Origin of the sequence: Actinocrinis sp. (assembly GCF_035605935.1) — a bacterium.
Classification (GTDB): Bacteria; Actinomycetota; Actinomycetes; order Streptomycetales; family Catenulisporaceae; genus Actinocrinis.
On record NZ_DATNGK010000295.1, the window covers coordinates 20,361 to 38,872 of the forward strand.

Annotated in this window: 13 protein-coding genes and 1 pseudogene; 10 read left to right on the top strand and 4 right to left on the bottom strand. The window is 68.2% G+C overall.

The window, feature by feature from the left end:
- Nucleotides 1-15: 15 nt before the first annotated feature.
- Nucleotides 16-1,326: a serine/threonine-protein kinase gene (locus VN779_RS23905; protein WP_325727135.1), complete on the bottom strand. Its 1,311-nt coding sequence runs from the start codon at nt 1,324-1,326 to the stop codon at nt 16-18.
- A gap of 291 nt (nt 1,327-1,617) precedes the next feature.
- Here VN779_RS23905 and VN779_RS23910 point away from each other — a divergent pair, with 291 nt between their 5' ends.
- Entirely contained in the window at nt 1,618-2,976 is a 1,359-nt protein-coding gene (locus VN779_RS23910) for a glycoside hydrolase family 6 protein (RefSeq protein WP_325727137.1), read from the top strand.
- Between the two features lie 97 nt (nt 2,977-3,073).
- On the opposite strand, the gene VN779_RS23915 is transcribed toward VN779_RS23910, so the two are convergent.
- Entirely contained in the window at nt 3,074-6,112 is a 3,039-nt protein-coding gene (locus tag VN779_RS23915) for a glycoside hydrolase family 9 protein (RefSeq protein WP_325727139.1), read from the bottom strand.
- A 415-nt stretch (nt 6,113-6,527) separates the two neighbouring features.
- Here VN779_RS23915 and VN779_RS23920 point away from each other — a divergent pair, with 415 nt between their 5' ends.
- The 9 genes from VN779_RS23920 (at nt 6,528) to VN779_RS23960 (ending at nt 17,168) form a co-directional block, all read left to right on the top strand.
- Nucleotides 6,528-6,863, top strand: a complete 336-nt coding sequence (locus tag VN779_RS23920; protein ID WP_325727141.1) for an STAS domain-containing protein — start codon at nt 6,528-6,530, stop codon at nt 6,861-6,863.
- 61 nt (nt 6,864-6,924) lie between these two features.
- Nucleotides 6,925-9,051 (top strand): glycogen debranching protein GlgX, encoded by a 2,127-nt coding sequence (gene glgX / locus VN779_RS23925; protein ID WP_325727143.1) that lies wholly within the window; start codon nt 6,925-6,927, stop codon nt 9,049-9,051.
- Nucleotides 9,041-11,554: a malto-oligosyltrehalose synthase gene (gene treY / locus VN779_RS23930; protein WP_325727145.1), complete on the top strand. Its 2,514-nt coding sequence runs from the start codon at nt 9,041-9,043 to the stop codon at nt 11,552-11,554. Before glgX ends, treY begins: the two co-directional genes overlap by 11 nt.
- Before the next feature lie 2 nt (nt 11,555-11,556).
- On the top strand, nt 11,557-13,323 hold the full coding sequence (treZ, locus tag VN779_RS23935) for a malto-oligosyltrehalose trehalohydrolase (protein WP_349260917.1): 1,767 nt from the start codon (nt 11,557-11,559) through the stop codon (nt 13,321-13,323).
- Between the two features lie 7 nt (nt 13,324-13,330).
- On the top strand, nt 13,331-13,780 hold the full coding sequence (locus tag VN779_RS23940) for an SRPBCC family protein (protein ID WP_325727149.1): 450 nt from the start codon (nt 13,331-13,333) through the stop codon (nt 13,778-13,780).
- A gap of 55 nt (nt 13,781-13,835) precedes the next feature.
- On the top strand, nt 13,836-14,507 hold the full coding sequence (locus VN779_RS23945) for a hypothetical protein (protein WP_325727151.1): 672 nt from the start codon (nt 13,836-13,838) through the stop codon (nt 14,505-14,507).
- 337 nt (nt 14,508-14,844) lie between these two features.
- Nucleotides 14,845-15,357, top strand: a complete 513-nt coding sequence (locus tag VN779_RS23950) for a hypothetical protein (protein WP_325727153.1) — start codon at nt 14,845-14,847, stop codon at nt 15,355-15,357.
- 199 nt (nt 15,358-15,556) lie between these two features.
- Nucleotides 15,557-15,928, top strand: a complete 372-nt coding sequence (locus tag VN779_RS23955; protein ID WP_325727155.1) for a YciI family protein — start codon at nt 15,557-15,559, stop codon at nt 15,926-15,928.
- Nucleotides 15,921-17,168, top strand: a complete 1,248-nt coding sequence (locus tag VN779_RS23960; protein WP_325727157.1) for an RNA polymerase sigma factor — start codon at nt 15,921-15,923, stop codon at nt 17,166-17,168. The genes VN779_RS23955 and VN779_RS23960 overlap by 8 nt, the downstream gene beginning before the upstream one ends.
- Before the next feature lie 28 nt (nt 17,169-17,196).
- Here VN779_RS23960 and VN779_RS23965 read toward each other — a convergent pair whose 3' ends face one another.
- Together VN779_RS23965 and VN779_RS23970 are read right to left on the bottom strand one after the other, a co-directional pair.
- Complete coding sequence (locus tag VN779_RS23965) at nt 17,197-18,285, bottom strand: Gfo/Idh/MocA family protein (protein WP_325727159.1); 1,089 nt, start codon at nt 18,283-18,285, stop codon at nt 17,197-17,199.
- Nucleotides 18,282-18,512, bottom strand: a pseudogene (locus tag VN779_RS23970) (MFS transporter); the annotation flags it as partial. The pseudogene VN779_RS23970 and the gene VN779_RS23965, both read right to left, overlap by 4 nt.

Genomic DNA, 18,512 nt, shown 5'->3' on the forward strand with positions numbered 1-18,512 from the left:
CGATCGCAGCGGTGATCAGTGACCCTTGTGCTTGCCGTGCGACGGGCCACCGTTGTCGGCTCCCTTGTCGCCGCCCGACTTCGGCGCCGTGCTCTGCGCGGGCCCCGCGGGACCGGCGTGGGCGGCCGGCGTGGTCGCTTTGCCGCCGGCGGACTGGCTGGGCGAAATGACGACCGAGACCGCGTGCACCGAGCCGGAACTTGAGGAACTCGGGCTCGCGGGATGGCTGGTCGTCTGCTGCGTGGTGCTGGCGGCGGCTTGCGTGCCGAACCCGGCCACGAGCCATGCGGTACCACCGGCGGTGGCCATAGCCGCGAAGGAAACCGCCGCGACCAGCGCCTTGGCTCGTCGGTCGACGCGCTGCTGACCCGCGCGCTGCCGCGTAGGACCGGTCCGCAGCACAGATATCAGCGCCTTGCCCCGCTCGGCGGCGGGGTGCCGTTGCGGCCAGAGCCGCTCCGGGTTCTCCACATCGAGCGCGCGCAGCTCGGCCGCAGCCGCCGCACCGGACGGCGGGCGGTCCGCCGGATCACGCGCCATCAACCGGAAACACTGCTCGGCGACCAGCGGCGGTATGTCGGCGGGCAGCGGGGTTGCGCGACCGTCCGCGTGTGCGCACAGCACCGCTATCGGTTCACTCGCCTCGAACGGCAGACGACCGGAAAGCAGCTGATAGAACAACACACCGAGCGAGTACAGGTCAGCGGCAGGGCTGTCCGGCGCGCCGGAAACGCGCTCCGGTGCGAGGTAGGCGATCGTGCCGACGATGTTGCCGGTCATCGTCTCGGTCTCGAGGTCCACCGGTTCCTGCGCGCACAAGTCGCGGTTCGGTGCCGGACGGGTTCGCGTCGCGATGCCGAAGTCGACGATCTTGATGTCGTGCGCCGCGCCGTTGGACGCCGCGTCCTTGGACTCGGTGAGCATGATGTTGGACGGCTTCACGTCACGGTGCACGACCCCGGCTCGATGCGCGGCGTGCAGCGCCTCGGCGCATTCGGCGACGATCCACACCGCTTCGGCCAGCGGCAACCGGCCCTCGCGCTTGATCCGCGCGGACAGGCTTTCGCCCTGCACGAGCTCCATGACAATGAACGAGCCTTGGTCAGTCTCGAAATAGTCGTAGACCCGGGCCAGCCGCCGCTCCGTGAGGCTGCCGATGACCATTGCTTCGCGTCGCAGCCGCCGTTCGGCCGAGCCGCGCGCCGCGTCCGCGCGGTCGGTCAGCTTGATCGCCACCTGCCGGCCGAGCACCAGGTCACGCGCCCGCCACACGCAACCCATGCCGCCGCGCCCGAGCCGGTCCTCAAGTAGATACCGATCGACCAACGTCGCACCGTCAGTAGCCCACACTGTATTTCTCACCAACTCCGGCCGGATTCCGGCCCTACTGTTTGCCACTCGCGCCGGATGCATTCGTGAGACGCCGGAAAAGAAACTTTCACGACCAGTCAGGTCGCTTGCCGCAGCAGGTATCCAGGTGCGGCTGGTCGCGCGGACGCAGCCCTGTGACCTGTCTGAACGCTCAATCATCCGACGTTGACTTGAGACAGCCAGTGCGTAACTTCAGGCCGCTAGCAGTTCGACTCGTCTTCATCACGTTTCCAAAGGGGAGATGCCTTGTTCTCACGAACTGGCCGCCGCACGTGGCGCGGCCTGACCGCCCTCGCGTTCGGCGCCGCGAGCGTGGCCGCCGCACCGGGATTGGCCGCCGCCGACGCCGCGGGTTCGGCGTCACTCGCGCCGTCCGCATCCGGCCACAGCCTGCCTACGGACGCCCGGTTCTTCATTCCGCAGCCTTCCTCCGGCGCCGTCTCACAGATCAAGCAGTTGTTGCGCGGCGGGGACTGGCGGGACGCCGCGCTGCTCACGCGGATGGTCACGACGCCGCAGGCCGTCTGGTTCACCAGCGGCACGCCCGCGGACGTGCAGAAGCAGGCGCACGACACGATCCGGCAGGCCGCCCTGGAGCGCGCCGTGCCGGTCCTGGCCGCGTACGACATCCCGGGCCGTGACTGCTCGCAGTACTCAGCAGGCGGGGCACTCGACCAGAGCGCCTACGAAGCCTGGATCGACGGCCTGGCCGCAGGCATCGGACGGGCCAAGGCCGTGGTGATTCTGGAGCCGGACGCGCTGGGCAACATGCCGTCCAATTGCGGCCTGCCCTCCTCGACTTATCCCTTTACCGACGCCGAGCGCATCGCGGAGATCGACTACGCGGTGACGGCTCTGGAGAAGGACCCCGCAGTCAGCGTCTACCTCGACGGCACGCACAGCGCATGGCAGTCGGTGGGCACCATGGCGCAGCGGCTGCTGGCCGGCGATGTGCAGCAGGCGCAGGGCTTCTTCCTCAATCTCTCCAACTACCAGGCCGACCCGCAGCTGATCAACTACGGCACCTGGATCTCGGACTGCATCGCGATGGTCACCGACGCCAATAACGCGCACTTCAACAAGCCCGGCGACTGCGCGAGCCAGTACTACCCGGCGAACCCGAGCGACTTCAGCACCTGGGGCCTGACGACGCAGTGGTACGCGCAGAACATGGGGGACGCGGTGGCCAGTACCCACTTCGTCATCGACACCAGCCGCAACGGCAAGGGTCCGAACACCATGCAGACCTACGCGGCCGCGCCGTACAACCAACCGGCGAGCGTGGTCTCGAAGCTGGCCTCCGGCAACTGGTGCAACCCGCCCGCGTCAGGGCTCGGAGTTCGCCCGACCGCGAAGACCGGCGTTGCGCTGCTGGACGCGTACCTGTGGGTGAAGATCCCTGGCGAGTCGGACGGCCAGTGTGACGCGGCAGGCGGCGTGCGTGCATGGGACTACACCGCGTACACGCAGTCGAACTGGCCGACCGACGCGGCGAGCCAGCAGTTGTTCGACCCGCTGTGGGGCGTGAACGACCCGGCGGCCGGCGCCTGGTTCCCGCAGCAGGCACTGCAACTGGCGCAGGAGGCCATGCCGCCGCTGTTCTAGCTACATATAAGCACTCTGTGTCTCGTGTGACTGGACAACCGTGAGGGCCGCTCCCGACCTGGCGTCGAGAGCGGCCCTCTGGTGGGTTATCGGTGGACTACGGGCATCCGGCGCCGTTCACGGTGAACGAGGTCGGCGACGCGTTGTTGCTGCCGTATGTACCGGTGAAGCCGAAGTTCACCGAGCTTCCCGGCGCGATGGTCCCGTTGTAGGACAGGCTCGTCGCGGTCACCTGCGCGCCGGACTGCGTGTAGCTCGCGCTCCACATCTGGCTGATCTTCTGGTCGCCGGGGAACGTCCACTTGATCGCCCAGCCGTTGATGGCCGCGCTGCCGTTGTTGGCAATCGTGACGGACGCCTGGAAACCGCCAGGCCAGCTGCTGACCACGCTGTACGTCGCGACGCACTTGCCGGTGCCGGAACCCGTCGAGCTGGCGGAAGGCGAAGCGGACGCGGACGGGCTGGCCGACGGTGATTGCGAGGGTGAGGCCGACGGGCTCGCCGACACGGACGCGCTCGGGCTGGGGCTCGCGCTGGCCGAAGCGCTCGGTGAAGCGCTGGCCCCGGAGGCGAGCGTGGTGAACGCGGCCGCCTGCAGGACCGGCGAGATGCGGCCGGCCGAGTCGAGCGCGGCGACTTCGTACGCGTATTCGGTTCCGGCTGCGAGGCCGGTGAGCGAATACGCGGTCGCCGTGGCGGCCGTGGTCGCGATCAGCTTCGGCGTCGGCGAGAGCTGATACACGTCGTAACCGGAGATCGCGCTGCTGCCCGCGGTCGAGGCCGACCAGGTCAGCGTGGCGCCGCTGCCACTGACCGCGGAGGCCAGCAGCGTGCCCGGCGTCGAGGGCGCGGTGTTCGCCGAGGCCGTGAGCGAGGTGTTGCCCGAGGTGATGAACTGCGCGACATTCGACGCCGCCGAGGCCTCGCCCTGCGAATCGACCGCCGTGACGAAGTAGCCGTAGGGCGAGGTGCGGTTCGCGTTGAGACCGGTCACCTTGTACGAGGTCGTAGATGCGTTCACGGTCCCGATGAGCGTCCCGGACGAGGTGTACACGTCGTATCCGGCCAGCGGGTTGCCACCTGCCGCCGAGGCTGTCCAGCTGAGAGTGGCACCGGTCGACGTGACGGCGCTCGCCGTCAACGCCCCGGGCGTGGACGGCCTTGCGGCGCTGCTCGGCGCGCTGCCCCAGACCAGCGTGTTGCCGGAGTACAGCGGGATGTCGCCGACGGTCACCGGGGTCGCGTTGGTCGTGGTCGGAATGCCCTGGAACGACCAGTCCTCGGCCGGGTTGTGCGCGGCGGGGAAGGTCAGCCGGAACTGCACCTGCGCCTGATAGTCAATGTTCGTGTAGTCGGCCTCGCCGTCCGGTTCGAGGTCGAGGTTCGAGCAGGAGACCGTGATGTAGTACGTGCTGCCCGAATACTGCGTCGGCGCGCTCGGCGCCTGGCACTGGTTGTACGAGGACTGCAACGAGACCTGCGATGCCGATTCACCGGCGTCGAGCGTGAAATAATAGCGGAAGCTGGCGTTCGGCATCGGCCGGGCCGGCCAAGCGGACTGGTTATTGATCAGTGCCTTGATCTCGATGAAGTTCGATCCCTGATTGTTGATCGCGGCCTGCACGTACTGCTGCGGCCCGTCCGGCAGCTCGGCCTTCGGGAAATTGGACACGACCGTGCCGCCGTACTGCTGGGTGAGCCGGGCCAGCGCACCGGAGAACAGCGCGTTGTAGTCCAGCGCGCCCTCAGTGTACTGATACTGGGTGCGGTCGTCGGTGAACGCGTCGTTCGCGCTCGTCGGCCCGCCGACCAGTAAGCCGTAGGCCAGATGCCTGGTTTGCGCCGGGGTGCTCAGGTTGTTCGACCAGGGGTCGTGCGCGGTGGAGTGGTGCGGGTTCTTCGGCCAGGCGCTGTTGGTACCGCCGTTGGTGAAGCCGACCTCGTAGCTTTCGTGGTTGGGGTTGTCGCCGAGGATGTAGTTGATCTGCCCGACCGCGAAGCTGTGGTAGGTGGCGGCGCGGGTCGCGTCCAAGTTGTTCGAGGTCAGATAGTCGCCGAATTCGAGGGCTGCGAAGGCGGCGTTGGCTGAGTACCGCAGCGAACCCCACTGGTTCAGAAAGGCCTCGCCGCCAGGCGAGTAGCTGACCTTCGAGCCGTTCACGCCGGTGGTCCACCAGTCCAGGAAGCGCTCGGCGTCGGCGACGTACTGCGACTGGCCGGTGAGCTCGGCCAGCAGGATGTAGTCGGCGTAGCTGACGTCGTCCCAGTTGATCGTCCAGCTGTATTCATGCAGCGTGGATTGACTGGCCAGCGGCAGGTTCGCGTAGTCGCTCTCCGCGGTGTTCAGCCAGCTGGCGGTCCCGGTCGCGCGGTACAACCAGATCGCGCCCTGCACGATCTCATCCCAGTAGCCGCTGTACGAGGTGTAGTAGCTCTGCGCGCCCGTGATGCAGTCGCTGTACTTGCCGCGGTAGTTGTTCGCGAAGCTCCACAGGCTCTGCGCCTGGCTGACCAGTTGCGCGGCGTACTTCGAGTCGGCGGTCTTGAACGCGACCGCGGAGGCGGCGAGCGCCGAGGCAGCCTCGCCGGCCAGGTCAGCGCCCGCGCACGACGCGGTGATGGCGTATGAGGGGCGGGAGTTCGGGTTGGTCTCCGCCGGGCCCCAGTACGAGTGGTCGCTGCTCGCGTCGCCGACCTGGCCGTAGAAGGTGGTCGCGCCGGTGAACGCGGAAAGGATGTAATCGTCGCCCCAGCGCAGGTTGCTCAGCGCCGCCTGGGTCTGGCCCGCCGACGCGTAGCCCTGGCCGTAGTCGACCAGGCCCCACGCGAGCATCGTCATCGAATAGGCCTCGGGCAGGCCGAATTTCACCAGGTCGCCGGCGTCGTGGTAGCCGCCGGTGAGGTTCACGCCGTGGTCCGAGCCGTCGGACAGGTCGGAGTCGCCGCGCCAGTCCACCGGATTGTCCGGCGCCACCTGCCCCGAGCGCTGGATGTTGTAGAAGAGCATCGAGTCCTGGAGCGCTTCGGCGTAGTCGAACTCGCCGTTCGTGGAGAGCGCGTGCGCTGAAGGGACCAGCGCTAGAGCGGCTACGGCGGCCGTGGCGAGGGCCGTCGCTCCACCGATCAGAGTGCGCACAAGCGGCACGCGACGAGCGCCGATCCGGACCGTTCGGCCAGGCTCGCCGCGCCCGGACGTGGCCGTTTTGGCGTGCCGCCCCGGCGATAGTTTCAAAACACGCCCTACTCGCATGACTCCTCCGACCGCCATCCCCAGCTCATCGGCCGCGCCTGGCGCGCGGCCGTGCCGCCGTGAGAGTCACGAACCGGGTTTCGTACGTCAACGGCGGTATGCGCAAGCTGCGGTGCGCCGCGACGCCGACAGGCCTGCTCATCAGCACTATTCACGCCCGCGGCGCGGCGAGCAGCCCGGCCGGACCGGGAAAGTTGCACGCCACCGGGACCGTTTCCACTACCCCGAACCGGGTACGCGGGTTCACCTTCTCGGCGGGTCGAACAGGCACCGCCGAGCGACAGGACGGAGCATAGGCCCCATGTTCGGCACCGTCGGCAAGGATGCCCTTGTCCTCACCTCGACCACTGATCCGCCCGGCCTGAGCGTGTCCGGCGTGCTGGACCTACCTGATGTCGACGCCTTCGCGCACGCCCTCGACGAGGCCGCGGCGCGGCTGGACGGGAACGTGTCGGTGGATCTCGGCGGCCTGCGCGCCGCCTGCACCGAAGGCCTGCTCGCCATGGTCCGCGTGGCCCGTCGGCTCGCCGCGCAGGACCGCAAGCTGATCGCCCGCTCGCTGTCGGTTCCACAGCGCCAACTGCTCAAGCTCGCGGGCTGGGATCGTACGCCCGGCCTCATCGTCGCCGACCAGTAGCTCGCCGAGGCATTGACCGACCGCCAGAACTGTAGAACTGAGTGAAGGGGGGCTTCGGCGCATGACGCAGATCTGGCCGGGGTTCGGGTATCCGCTGGGCGCCGTGTACGACGGCGCGGGCACCAATTTCGCGATCTTCTCCGAGGCGGCGGATCGCGTCGAGCTGTGCCTGTTCGACGACAAGGGCGAGGAGGAGCGCTTCCGCCTGCGCGAAGTGGACGCCTTCGTCTATCACGCCTACCTGCCCGGCGTAGGCCCTGGTCAGCGCTACGGCTACCGCATGCACGGACCGCACCGCCCCCGCGCCGGCCTGAGGTTCAACTCGAACAAGCTGCTGCTCGACCCGTACGCGCGCGCCTTCGAGGGGCAGGTGGAATGGAACGAGGCGCTGTTCGGCTACCGCTTCGGCCATCCGGACTCGCGTAATGACGCGAACTCGGCGCCGTACACGATGCGCTCGGTCGTGGTGAATCCGTACTTCGACTGGGACGGTGGCATGGGCTCTGAGCGGCGCCCGCGCACGCCGTACCACGAGACGGTGATCTACGAGACGCATGTGAAGGGCCTGACGATGCGTCACCCGGACGTCCCGGATGAGCTTCGCGGCACCTACGCGGGCCTCGGGCACCCGGTCATCATCGACCACCTGCTCGCGCTCGGCGTCACCGCCGTGGAGCTGATGCCGGTGCACCAGTTCGTTCACGACGAGCGGCTGGTGTCCTCCGGATTGTGCAATTACTGGGGCTATAACACCATCGGCTTCTTCGCTCCGCACAACGGTTACACGGCCAGCGGACAGCGCGGCGAGCAGGTGCAGGAATTCAAGGCGATGGTGCGCTCGCTGCACCAGGCCGGCATCGAAGTCATCCTCGACGTGGTCTACAACCACACCGCCGAGGGCAACCACCTGGGTCCGACGCTCTCCTTCCGCGGCATCGACAACGCGGCCTACTACCGGCTGGCGGAGAACGACCGGCGTTACTACATGGACACCACGGGCACCGGTAACAGCCTGCTGATGCGCCACCCGCATGTGCTCCAGCTGATCATGGACTCGCTGCGTTACTGGGTCACCGAGATGCACGTCGACGGCTTCCGCTTCGACCTCGCGGCGACGCTGGCCCGGCAGTTCCACGAGGTGGACCGGCTCTCCGCCTTCTTCGACCTGGTGCAGCAGGACCCGGTGGTCTCCCGGGTGAAGCTGATCGCCGAGCCCTGGGACGTGGGCGAGGGCGGCTACCAGGTGGGCAACTTCCCGCCGCTGTGGACCGAGTGGAACGGCAGGTACCGGGACACGGTGCGGGACTTCTGGCGCGGCGAGCCGGCCACTCTCGCCGAGTTCGCCTCCCGGCTGACCGGTTCCTCAGACCTCTACCAGGACGACGGCCGCCGCCCGATCGCCTCGATCAACTTCGTGACCGCGCACGACGGGTTCACGCTGCACGACCTGGTCTCCTACAACGACAAGCACAACGAGGCCAACGGCGAGGAAAACCGGGACGGCGAATCGCACAACCGCTCCTGGAACTGCGGCGCGGAGGGTGCGACCGACGATTTGGAAGTGCTGGCGCTGCGGGAGCGGCAGAAGCGCAACTACATCGCCACGCTGATGCTGTCCCAGGGTGTGCCGATGATCCTGCACGGCGACGAACTGGGCCGCACCCAGCAGGGCAACAACAACGCCTATTGCCAGGACAATGAGCTGAGCTGGGTGGACTGGGAGGGGGCGCGCGAGCACGAGACGCTGCTCGAATTCACCCGGCGGGTCGCCAAGCTACGGGCTGCGCACCCGGTGTTCCGCCGCCGCCGGTTCTTCCACGGCGGGATCCTTCCGCACACCGGCAGCACCCTGCCGGACATCCAGTGGTTTACTCCGTTCGGCGTAGTGATGACGGCGCGCCATTGGGAGACCGGTTACGCCAAGACGATGACCGTCTTCCTTAACGGCAACGCCATCGCCGAGCCGGACCTGCGCGGCGAGCAGGTGCGCGACGACTCGTTCCTGCTGCTGTTCAACGCGCACCACGAACCGCTGCCATTTACGCTGCCGCCTGTGGACTACGGCGAGATGTGGGAGAGCGTGCTGGACACCGCGATGCCGGTCTTCAGCGACCGGCCGGCGCTCAAACCCGCGTCCACGACCCTGGTGGAGGCCCGTTCGCTGACGGTGCTGCGCCGTGTCAGCTGACGGCGCGGCATTCGGCGCCCGCACGGTACCGGCGAGCACGTATCGGCTACAGCTGTCGCCGAGCTTCACGTTCAACGACGCCGTAGCCGTCGTGCCCTACCTGCACAAGCTCGGCGTAACGCACGCGTACCTCTCTCCGATCCTGCAACCCGCGCCCGGCTCCACGCACGGCTACGACGTGGTCGACCACAGCACGATCAACACCGAACTGGGTGGCGAGGAGGGGTTGCGGCGCCTGGTCGGCGAGCTACACCGGCACGGGATGGGCGCCATCGCCGACATCGTGCCGAACCACATGGGCATGCCGGTACCCGAGTCGGGCAACCGGGCGTTGTGGTCAGTACTGCGCGACGGCCCGGATTCGCCGTTCGCCGGCTGGTTCGACATCGACTGGTCCGCACAGGGCGGCGCGGTGCTGCTTCCGGTGCTCGGTCGCCGCATCGGTGAGTGCCTGCACGACGGAGAGCTGAAGATCGATCCGGCCGGTGATCCGGCGGTGGCCGAGTCGGCGCCGGTGCTGCGCTACTTCGACCACGTGTTCCCACTGCGTCCGGGTACTGAGAAACTACCTCTGGCCGAGCTGGTCACCGCGCAGCACTATCGGCTCGCGCACTGGCGAGTGGCGGTGGAAGAGCCCGGATACCGCCGCTTCTTCGATATCAGTACTCTGATCGCACTGCGCGTGGAGGACCCCGCGGTCTTCGACGCGACGCATCGGCTGCTGCTCGATCTGCTGGAACACGGCGTGCTCGACGGCCTGCGCATCGACCACGTGGACGGCCTTGCCGATCCACGCGGCTACCTGCGCCGGCTCGCCGCGGCCGCGCCGGGCAAGTGGATCGTCGCGGAGAAGATCCTGGCGCCGGACGAGACCATGCCCGAGGACTGGACGTGCTCGGGCAGCACCGGCTACGACGCGCTGCGCGCCCTGACCGCCGTGCTGACCGACGCGGCGGGCGCGTCACGGCTCACCGCGCTGCACGCCGGCCTGACCAGCATGCCGGAGGACTTCGGCACGGTGGTCACGCAGTCCAAGCTGCACGTGCTCGACCAGGTTCTGCACGCCGAACTCGACCGGCTCACCGACCTGCTCGCCGCGATCTGCCGCACCGACATCGACCTCTACGATCACACGCACACCGGTCTGCGCGATTCAGTCAAGGCGCTGCTTACCGCATTGCCGGTATACCGCGCATATGTCGTTCCGGGCGAGCCCCCTCCGGCAGAGTCGATCAAGCTGCTGGAGGCGGCAGCGGCACAGGCTGCTGCGACACTGCCCGAGGACCGGCACGACACGCTGGCGGTGGTGCGGGACCTGGCACTGGGCCGGATCGGGCCGCGCGACCAGCTGCGCGACGAGTTCCAGATCAGGTTTCAGCAGGTCTCCGGCGCGGTCGCGGCCAAGGGCGTGGAGGACACCGCGACCTATCGCTGGAGCGCACTGCCAATGGCCGGTGACGTGGGCGCGGACCCGGCAAGTCCCGCCCTGTCCCCCGCCGAGTTCCACCTGTTCTGCGCGCTGCGGCAGGCGCGGCAGCCGGACGCAATGACGACGCTGACTACGCATGACACCAAGCGTTCCGAGGACGTGCGTGCCCGCCTCGCGGTGCTCACGGAACTGCCGGAAGAATGGGCCGCCGCGGTGGCCGGCTGGCAGGCGCGCGCCGACGAACTGGCTCGCCTGCGCAGTTCGGAGGAGTTCGCGCCGGGCGACGAACAGTACCCTGATGCCGAGCTGAAGTACCTGCTCTGGCAAACCCTGGTCGCCTGCTGGCCGATCGGCGAAGACAGGCTGTTGCCATACTTGACGAAGGCGGTGCGCGAGGCGAAGGTGCACACCTCGTGGACCGCGCCGAACGAGGCCTACGAATCGGCAGTGCTGGACTTCACCACTCTGGTTCTCGAAGACGAGGAACTACGCGGCGAAATCGAGCGATTCGCGCAGCGCGTGACGCAGCACGCCGAGACGAACTGCCTCGCCCAGAAGCTGCTTCAGCTCACCATGACCGGCATTCCCGATGTGTATCAGGGTTCCGAGATCGATTTTCAGGCGCTGGTGGATCCGGACAATCGTCGTCCCACCGACTTCCCCGGCCTCGCCGCCCGCCTCGAGAGCCTGGACGCGGACGGCTGCGCCGCGACGCTGTCGGACGCGAAACTCCTCGTTGTCAGCCGCGCCCTGCGGCTGCGCCGTGAGCATCCAGAGTGGTTCGGCGCTCGATCGAATCAGACCCCGGTGTTCCCGACCGGACCAGCCGCCGACCACGTGCTGGCGTTCCTGCGCGGCGAGCGGGTCGCCACCATCGCGACCCGGTTGCCGGTGACGCTCGAACGACTCGGCGGCTGGCGCGGCACCACGCTCGCGCTTCCGGCCGGGACCTGGCGGTGCGCATTGACCGGGCAGGTCTACGAAATGGGCAGCGCGCTCGGCGACGAGCTACCGCTCGAACGGCTTACCGCGGCGCTGCCAGTGGCGCTGCTGGTCAAACAGGACGCGCAGTGATGATGAAGTTCGAAGTCTGGGCGCCGAACGCCAAGCAGGTAGACCTGCTCATCGATGACCAACGCCTGCCCATGACGCCGCGGTCGTCGAGCGGGCCGACGCAACGCGATGGTTGGTGGGAGGTTGACGCGCCGGCCGCCGAATCAGGTACCGACTACGCGTTCTCGCTCGACGGCGGACCAGCTCGTCCCGATCCGCGCTCACTGCACCAGCCGTACGGCGTGCACGGCTCAAGCCGCGTCGTCGACCCGCGACGCTTCCCCTGGACCGACGCCGGATGGAGCGGCCGCACCGCCGCCGGTTCAGTGATCTACGAGCTGCACGTCGGCACGTTCACGCCGGAAGGCACCTTCGACGGCGCGATCGCACGGCTCGATCATCTCGCGCAGCTCGGCGTGGACTACATCGAACTGATGCCGGTCGCCGCGTTCCCCGGAGATCACGGCTGGGGCTATGACGGCGTCGCGCTGTGGGCGGTGCACGAGCCATACGGCGGCCCGGCCGGGCTCGCGCGCTTCGTCGATGCCTGTCACGCTCGCGGCATCGCCGTCCTGCTCGACGTCGTGTACAACCACCTCGGCCCGAGCGGCAACTACCTCGCCGAATTCGGGCCCTACTTCACCGAGAAGCACCACACGCCCTGGGGCGGCGCGGTCAATCTCGACGACTCCGGGTCGGACGAGGTGCGCGCGTTCATCGTCGGCAACGCCTTGCACTGGCTGCGCGACTACCACCTCGACGGCCTGCGGCTCGACGCGGTCCACGCGCTGGCCGATACGCGCGCCGTGCACATCCTCGAGGAACTCGCGATCGAGGTGGACATCCTCGCCGCGCAACTCGGCCGGCGGCTGTTCCTGATCGCGGAAACCGACCTGAACGATCCGCGCATCATCACGCCGCGCTCCCATAACGGTCTCGGCGTGCATGCGCAGTGGGACGATGACTTCCACCACGCGCTGCACACATTGCTGACCGGTGAGCGGCACGGCTACTACGCCGACTTCGGCTCTATCGGCGCACTGGCCAAAACCCTGACCGGTGCCTACTTCCACGACGGCGGCTGGTCTTCGTTCCGCGGCCGCAGCCACGGCCGACCAGTGGACACGACGCTGCTCGGCGGCGACCGCTTCATCGCGTTCCTGCAGGACCACGACCAGGTCGGCAATCGAGCGATCGGCGACCGGATCACCGCGACCCTCTCCCCCGGCCTGCTGCGGGTCGGCGCGGCTCTCCTGCTCACCTGCCCCTTCACGCCGATGCTGTTCATGGGTGAGGAGTGGGGCGCGCGCACGCCGTGGCAATACTTCACGGATCATCAGGAGGCTGAGCTGGGCGCCGCGGTGCGCGACGGCCGCCGCCGCGAGTTCTCCCGGCACGGCTGGGAAGCCGAATCGGTCCCGGACCCGCAGGACACTGAGACTTTCACCCGCTCCAAGCTGGAGTGGACCGACATCGCCCAGGAGCGGCACCGCGCGCTGCTGGACTGGCATCGGCTGCTGATCTCGCTGCGGCACAGCGAACCGGACCTTCATGACCCGCAACTCGCGCGGGTGCGTGTCGCGTTCGACGAGCGTGCCCGATGGCTGGTAATCACGCGGGGCGCGGTGCGGATCGCGGTGAACCTCGCGGAAAGCCCGCAGTCCGTCGCCGTCGATGGGCCGGTCAAGTCCATGCTGCTGGCCTCCGATGAGGACGTCCGCGTCGAATCAGCGGACGAAGGCCCCACCATGGTTCATCTGCCCGCCGAGTCCGTAGCCATCGTGAGATGATCCGGTCATGACCACCGCTCACCTCTCCGTCAGCGTGCTGGTGACCGCTCCGGTGCAAGAGGTTTGGGACGCCACCACCGACTGGGAGCGTCAGAGCGCGTGGATGCTCGGCACGCGCGTGCGCGGCACTGTGCACGGCGGACACGGCGTCGGCGGCGGAATCGAGGCATGGACTGGAGTCGGCCCGATCGGCTTCCTCGACACCATGGTGATCACGGCGTGGGAACCGCCGCACCGCTGCCTCGTGGAGCACACCGGCCGGCTACTCAAGGGCAGCGGCGCGTTCGAGGTCGCGGACACCGGTTCCGGTGTCAGCAGGCTGACCTGGACCGAGGACATCGAGCTGCCGCTCGGCGTGCTCGGCCGGCTCGGCTGGCCGCTCGTGCGTCCGATCGTGCGCCTCGGCGTCGCGCACTCGCTGAGCAAACTCTCCGCGGCGGTTTCACATCGCGACTGACCAAAAGGCTGGTCATCCGGGATCAGATCACCGAGTCGCTGCGAATACACTGCGAATGAAACTACTGCGAACAATATCCGAAGCCGAGATGGTGGCCGCGTTCCTGAAAGCGGAGATCTCCTCTACCCGGTTCGGTTCCGAGGTCAGAGCGGTCATGCGCTCCTTCGGGGTTCCGGAACACCTCGTCATCCATCCCGACCCGGCGGACGATCACGAGAACGCACTGCGCGCCGAGGTGCTCGGCGCGTATCGCGGCTATCGGCGCAATCGCGAGATGTTCGAGGGGGTCCCGGATGACCTCACCTGGTACAAGGCCGAGCTCGAACGCTCGGAGATCGGCAACCTGAGGTACGTCGATTACAGCTACTGGAATGAGCTGACCGAGAACACGCGGCTCGTGAAAGTCGGCGTAGCGAACATCATGGAAGGCAAGGTCGTCTTCGGCGTCCCGAATGACCGGTTTCTAGCGTTGGCACAAGACATACGTCACGGAAGACATGATTTCGGCCCGGTGATCCTCTGGGCACAGGATGCCGCCGCACCGCTCGAAATCCTTGAAGGCCACTTGCGCGCCACCGCCCTCGGCCTGGCCGGTGATGAGGCCCCTGCCGCCGTCGAGGCAATCGTCGGACTCCTGAGAGGGCGTCTGATCCCATTTTTGGGGGCGAATCGGCCGATCGACGACCCTGGCTGCGTTGCCGAAACATCCACAGACGACCCGGTATGAGGATGCTCCGGCGCCTTGCCAGGCCCGCCGCTTGGCCGATTCGCTGTGCCGTACCCGACAATTGCGGCAATCCGCCGCTGACAGTGCGTGATGTTAGACCCCAAAATGGGATCAGACGCCCTCTGAGGGCACCCGGCTGCGCGGCGGTTTCACACCGCGACTGATCGGCCGCGCAGCCCAACAGGTCCCCGCACCGGCGCGAGGTTGACACTAAGTCAGTAGTCTCTTACGATCCGCGCTGGTGATTCGGGGTAAGAACCCTGACTCGTCACGCAATACGACCACCCATGCGCGTTTGCACCCCTTCTGTTCTTCCGCTGCGCCGAAGGAGTCGCTCATGACCGCACGTTTGCGCGCGCTCGTACCCACACTCGCCGCGCTCGCCCTGGCCGGGCTCGCCGCCCCGGCCGCCTCCGCCGACCCGATCCAGGACCCGATTCCGGTCGGTCCGGGCATGTACTTCACCGCCGCCGTGAACCCGCAGGTCGCCTCCACGGGCGCGGTGCCCGTCATCAAGGTGATCTGCCCCGGCCCGATCCAGCCGGGCGAGACCGGTCATCCGCTGGCCGGCCAGTACGTCGAGGCGTACGCAGTCGTCCCGCCGACGTCCAGCCTCGCCGGCTACACCGGTTCGGCCGCATACGAGATCGACGCGTTGTTCAACGGCCCGACCTCCGCCGCCGTGAACCCGCCCGTGGTGATCAAGAACTTCTTCGTGGAGGTGCCGATCCCGACGACGCTGAACCTGCCGTGCGGCGGCACGGGCACGGTCTCGTTCGTCCCGATCCCGACCAGCCCCACCGCGAAGGGTTACGCGGTGAAGGTGGCGTACGGAAACATCGCCGTCTGACCACGCACCGCCGGGCGGTTCGGCCAAGGGATCCTTTCGGGTCGCGCGGCCGGGCCGCCCGGCTCGCGTTTGCATGCCGGGCAGCCGAGAATCGAAAAAACTTCTTGGCGCCGCTGTCGATCCGGGCGCCGATCGTTCGTATAGAGGGTGAAGCGAGCCGGAAGGCGGCCGCGAAACCCCAGACGACGTGGAGCATCCCATGAACAAGTACCTGCTCAGCATCTACACTCCGGCCGGCGGCCCCGTGCCGCCGCCCGAGGTGCTCGGCCCGATCATGCAGGGCGTCGCCGATGTGATCCAGGAGGCCAAGGACGCCGGTGCCTGGGTCTTCAACGGCGGCCTGCACGCCCCGAGCACGGCCACCGTGCTGCGGCGCAAGGACGGCGAGATCCTGATGACCGACGGCCCGTTCGCCGAAGGCAAGGAGTACCTGGGCGGGTTCACCATCGTCCAGGCGGCCGACCTCGACGGCGCGCTGGAGTGGGGTCGCAAGCTCGCCGAGGTGATCGGGCTGCCGATCGAGGTGCGCCCGTTCGTGGACGAGTCGGAGCGCTTCGCTTCGCATGACTGAATCGGATCCGCGGACCGCCTCGGCGATCGAGCAGGTCTTCCGCGAGCAATACGGCCGCGCGGTGGCGGTCCTGGTGCGCTCCTTCGGCGATATCGACCTTGCCGAGGAAGCGGTCCAGGACGCCTTCGCGGTCGCGGCGGCGCGCTGGCCGCACGAGGGCGCCCCGCCGAGCCCGGCCGGCTGGATCATCACGACCGCGCGTAACCGCGCGATCGACCGGCTGCGCCGCGAGGCCTCACGCGAGGATCGTCACGCCAAGGCCGCGCTGCTTTATGCCGACTCCGAGCAGAGCGGAGCAGCGAACCCCGGAGAGGAGGAAGGACCCGTGCGCGACGACCGACTGCGGCTGATCTTCACCTGCTGCCACCCGGCGCTCTCGCCCGAGGCGCGGGTCGCCCTTACGCTGCGTCTGCTCGGCGGTCTGAGCACGGTCGAGATCGCGCACGCGTTCCTCGTCCCGGAGGCGACGATGGCGCAACGACTGGTGCGCGCGAAGGGCAAGATCCGCGACGCGCGCATCCCGTACCGGGTGCCGAAGGAGGCTGATCTGCCGGACCGGCTGCGCGCGGTCCTCGCGGTGGTCTATCTGATCTTCAACGAGGGCTACACGGCCAGCTCCGGCGACGACCTCGTGCGCGACGACCTGTGCGCCGAGGCAGTGCGGCTCGGCCGGCTGCTGGTCGAGTTGATGCCGGACGAGCCGGAGGCGCTCGGACTGCTCGCGCTCATGCTGCTCACGCAGGCGCGCCGGCCCGCGCGCACCGGTCCGGACGGCGACCTGGTGCCACTCGCCGACCAAGATCGCGAGCGCTGGGATCGAACCCTGATCGCCGAGGGTCAGGCGCTGGTGCGCCGCTGCCTCAAACGCGATCGACCGGGCCCGTACCAGATCCAGGCGGCGATCAACGCAGTTCACTGTGATGCGCCGATCGCCGCCGCGACGGACTGGTCGCAGATTCTGCGCCTCTACGATCACCTGCTGGCGATCGCGCCGACTCCGGTCGCGGCGCTCAACCGGGCGGTCGCGGTGGCGCAGATCGACGGACCGCAAGTCGCGCTTGGACAGGTCGATTCGCTCGGGCTCGACGGATTCCACGTGTACCACGTCGTGCGCGCGGATCTGTTGCGCCGCCTGGGCCGCACCGAGGACGCCGTCCGCGCCTATCACAGCGCGATCGCACTGACGCAGAACGCTGCGGAACGGGATTTCCTCGCCCGCAAGGCGTGCGAGCTGGGCTGACTCGGAAAGTAAGTCCCCGCTTCAAGGATTACTGCGCCCAGGCTTCGGATGCGGTGATGACCCGCTCACCCGTCTCCGCAGCCTGGTCGATTGCCAGGGCGATGAGATGGTCCTGGCAAGCCTGCGCGAGCGGGTACGGTTCCGGCCCCTCCTCGCGAGCCCACGCCGCGGTCGCCGTGAGAATGCTCGCGATCGCGATCTCCTCGTCCATCAGCCGCAGGCCGAGGAAAGGATTGCGGTACACGACCTCGCCGTCGAAAGAGAAGTGCTCGGTGTCGTGGCCGTCGAGATTCAGGTCGTGGCCAAGCTGCGAACGCACCAACGCTGACCGCAGCACAGTGCGCGGTCCAGCCCAGCGCACCACCGTGTCGTCGGCGAGTTCGCCGTGGCTGCCGCGGATCACGATGCGGCGCAGGCGCAGCCGGTTGTGCCACTGGTTGCTGGTGAAGTCGTAAAGCCCTGACGCACCATGACCGAAGTCGAGCGTCGCAAGCGTCGTCTGGGCGTCCTTCGGCGTCTCGTCGCCGGTCCAGCCGTCCCGGTTGAGCGGGTCGAGCAGCGGCGCGGTGAACCGGGACGCCGTCACGCGCACCGGTTCGAAGCCGACGCCCAGCAAACCCCTGATCATCGAGACCGCGTGGTATCCGTGCGTCGACGAGACCTGTACCGAGGTCGGCCGGCCGATCGTGCCACGCTCGACTACTTCGCGGCGGGCCGCATGTGCCGGCATGAGCAGATATTGTTCGGCGACCTGCACCATCCGCCGCTCGCCGACCCGAGCCCAAAGCTCGCGCAGCCCATCCGCATCAGGCGCGGGCGGCGTCTCGGCCAGCACCCTGACCCCGGCCTCGACCGCCGTCGTGATGACCTCGGGATTGGCCGGCCAGCTGACACTGGTGACGACGAAGTCAGGGTGCTGTTTGCCGATCAACTCCTGCGGCGAAAGGTACGCCGGCACCTGCCACCCCACAGCGACCCGCTCGGCGGTTTCCGCGCGTCGCACCGCGGCGCCGACCAGCGTGAGCCGGTCGGGCATCAGCGCCGCGAGCCGGACGAAGAACTCCGCGCGCCAGCCGCTGCCGATGATGCCGAAGGTGGTGGGCGTCGTCGTGGTCACGCACCAATCCTTTCGTACTGCGCCGCTTCGCGCCGCGCACTCGCGATCGGCCGGCTGCCTGCGATCACGGCGGCTCGGCGGCGTTCCACACGCACCGCCGTGATCGCGAGCGCGAGGCCGATGGCACCGAGCGCGGCGGCCACCGCGTTCGGCGAGCCGTATCCGAACCCTGCCGCGATGGCCAGGCCGCCGAAGTAGGCGCCGATCGAGTTGGCGATGTTGAAGGC

Coding starts and splice junctions, on each gene's coding strand:
- VN779_RS23920 (WP_325727141.1), top strand. CDS start 6,528: ATGTTCGGCACCGTCGGCAAGGATGCCCTTGTCCTCACCTCGACCACT.
- glgX (WP_325727143.1), top strand. CDS start 6,925: ATGACGCAGATCTGGCCGGGGTTCGGGTATCCGCTGGGCGCCGTGTAC.
- treZ (WP_349260917.1), top strand. CDS start 11,557: ATGAAGTTCGAAGTCTGGGCGCCGAACGCCAAGCAGGTAGACCTGCTC.
- VN779_RS23940 (WP_325727149.1), top strand. CDS start 13,331: ATGACCACCGCTCACCTCTCCGTCAGCGTGCTGGTGACCGCTCCGGTG.
- VN779_RS23945 (WP_325727151.1), top strand. CDS start 13,836: ATGAAACTACTGCGAACAATATCCGAAGCCGAGATGGTGGCCGCGTTC.
- VN779_RS23950 (WP_325727153.1), top strand. CDS start 14,845: ATGACCGCACGTTTGCGCGCGCTCGTACCCACACTCGCCGCGCTCGCC.
- VN779_RS23955 (WP_325727155.1), top strand. CDS start 15,557: ATGAACAAGTACCTGCTCAGCATCTACACTCCGGCCGGCGGCCCCGTG.
- VN779_RS23960 (WP_325727157.1), top strand. CDS start 15,921: ATGACTGAATCGGATCCGCGGACCGCCTCGGCGATCGAGCAGGTCTTC.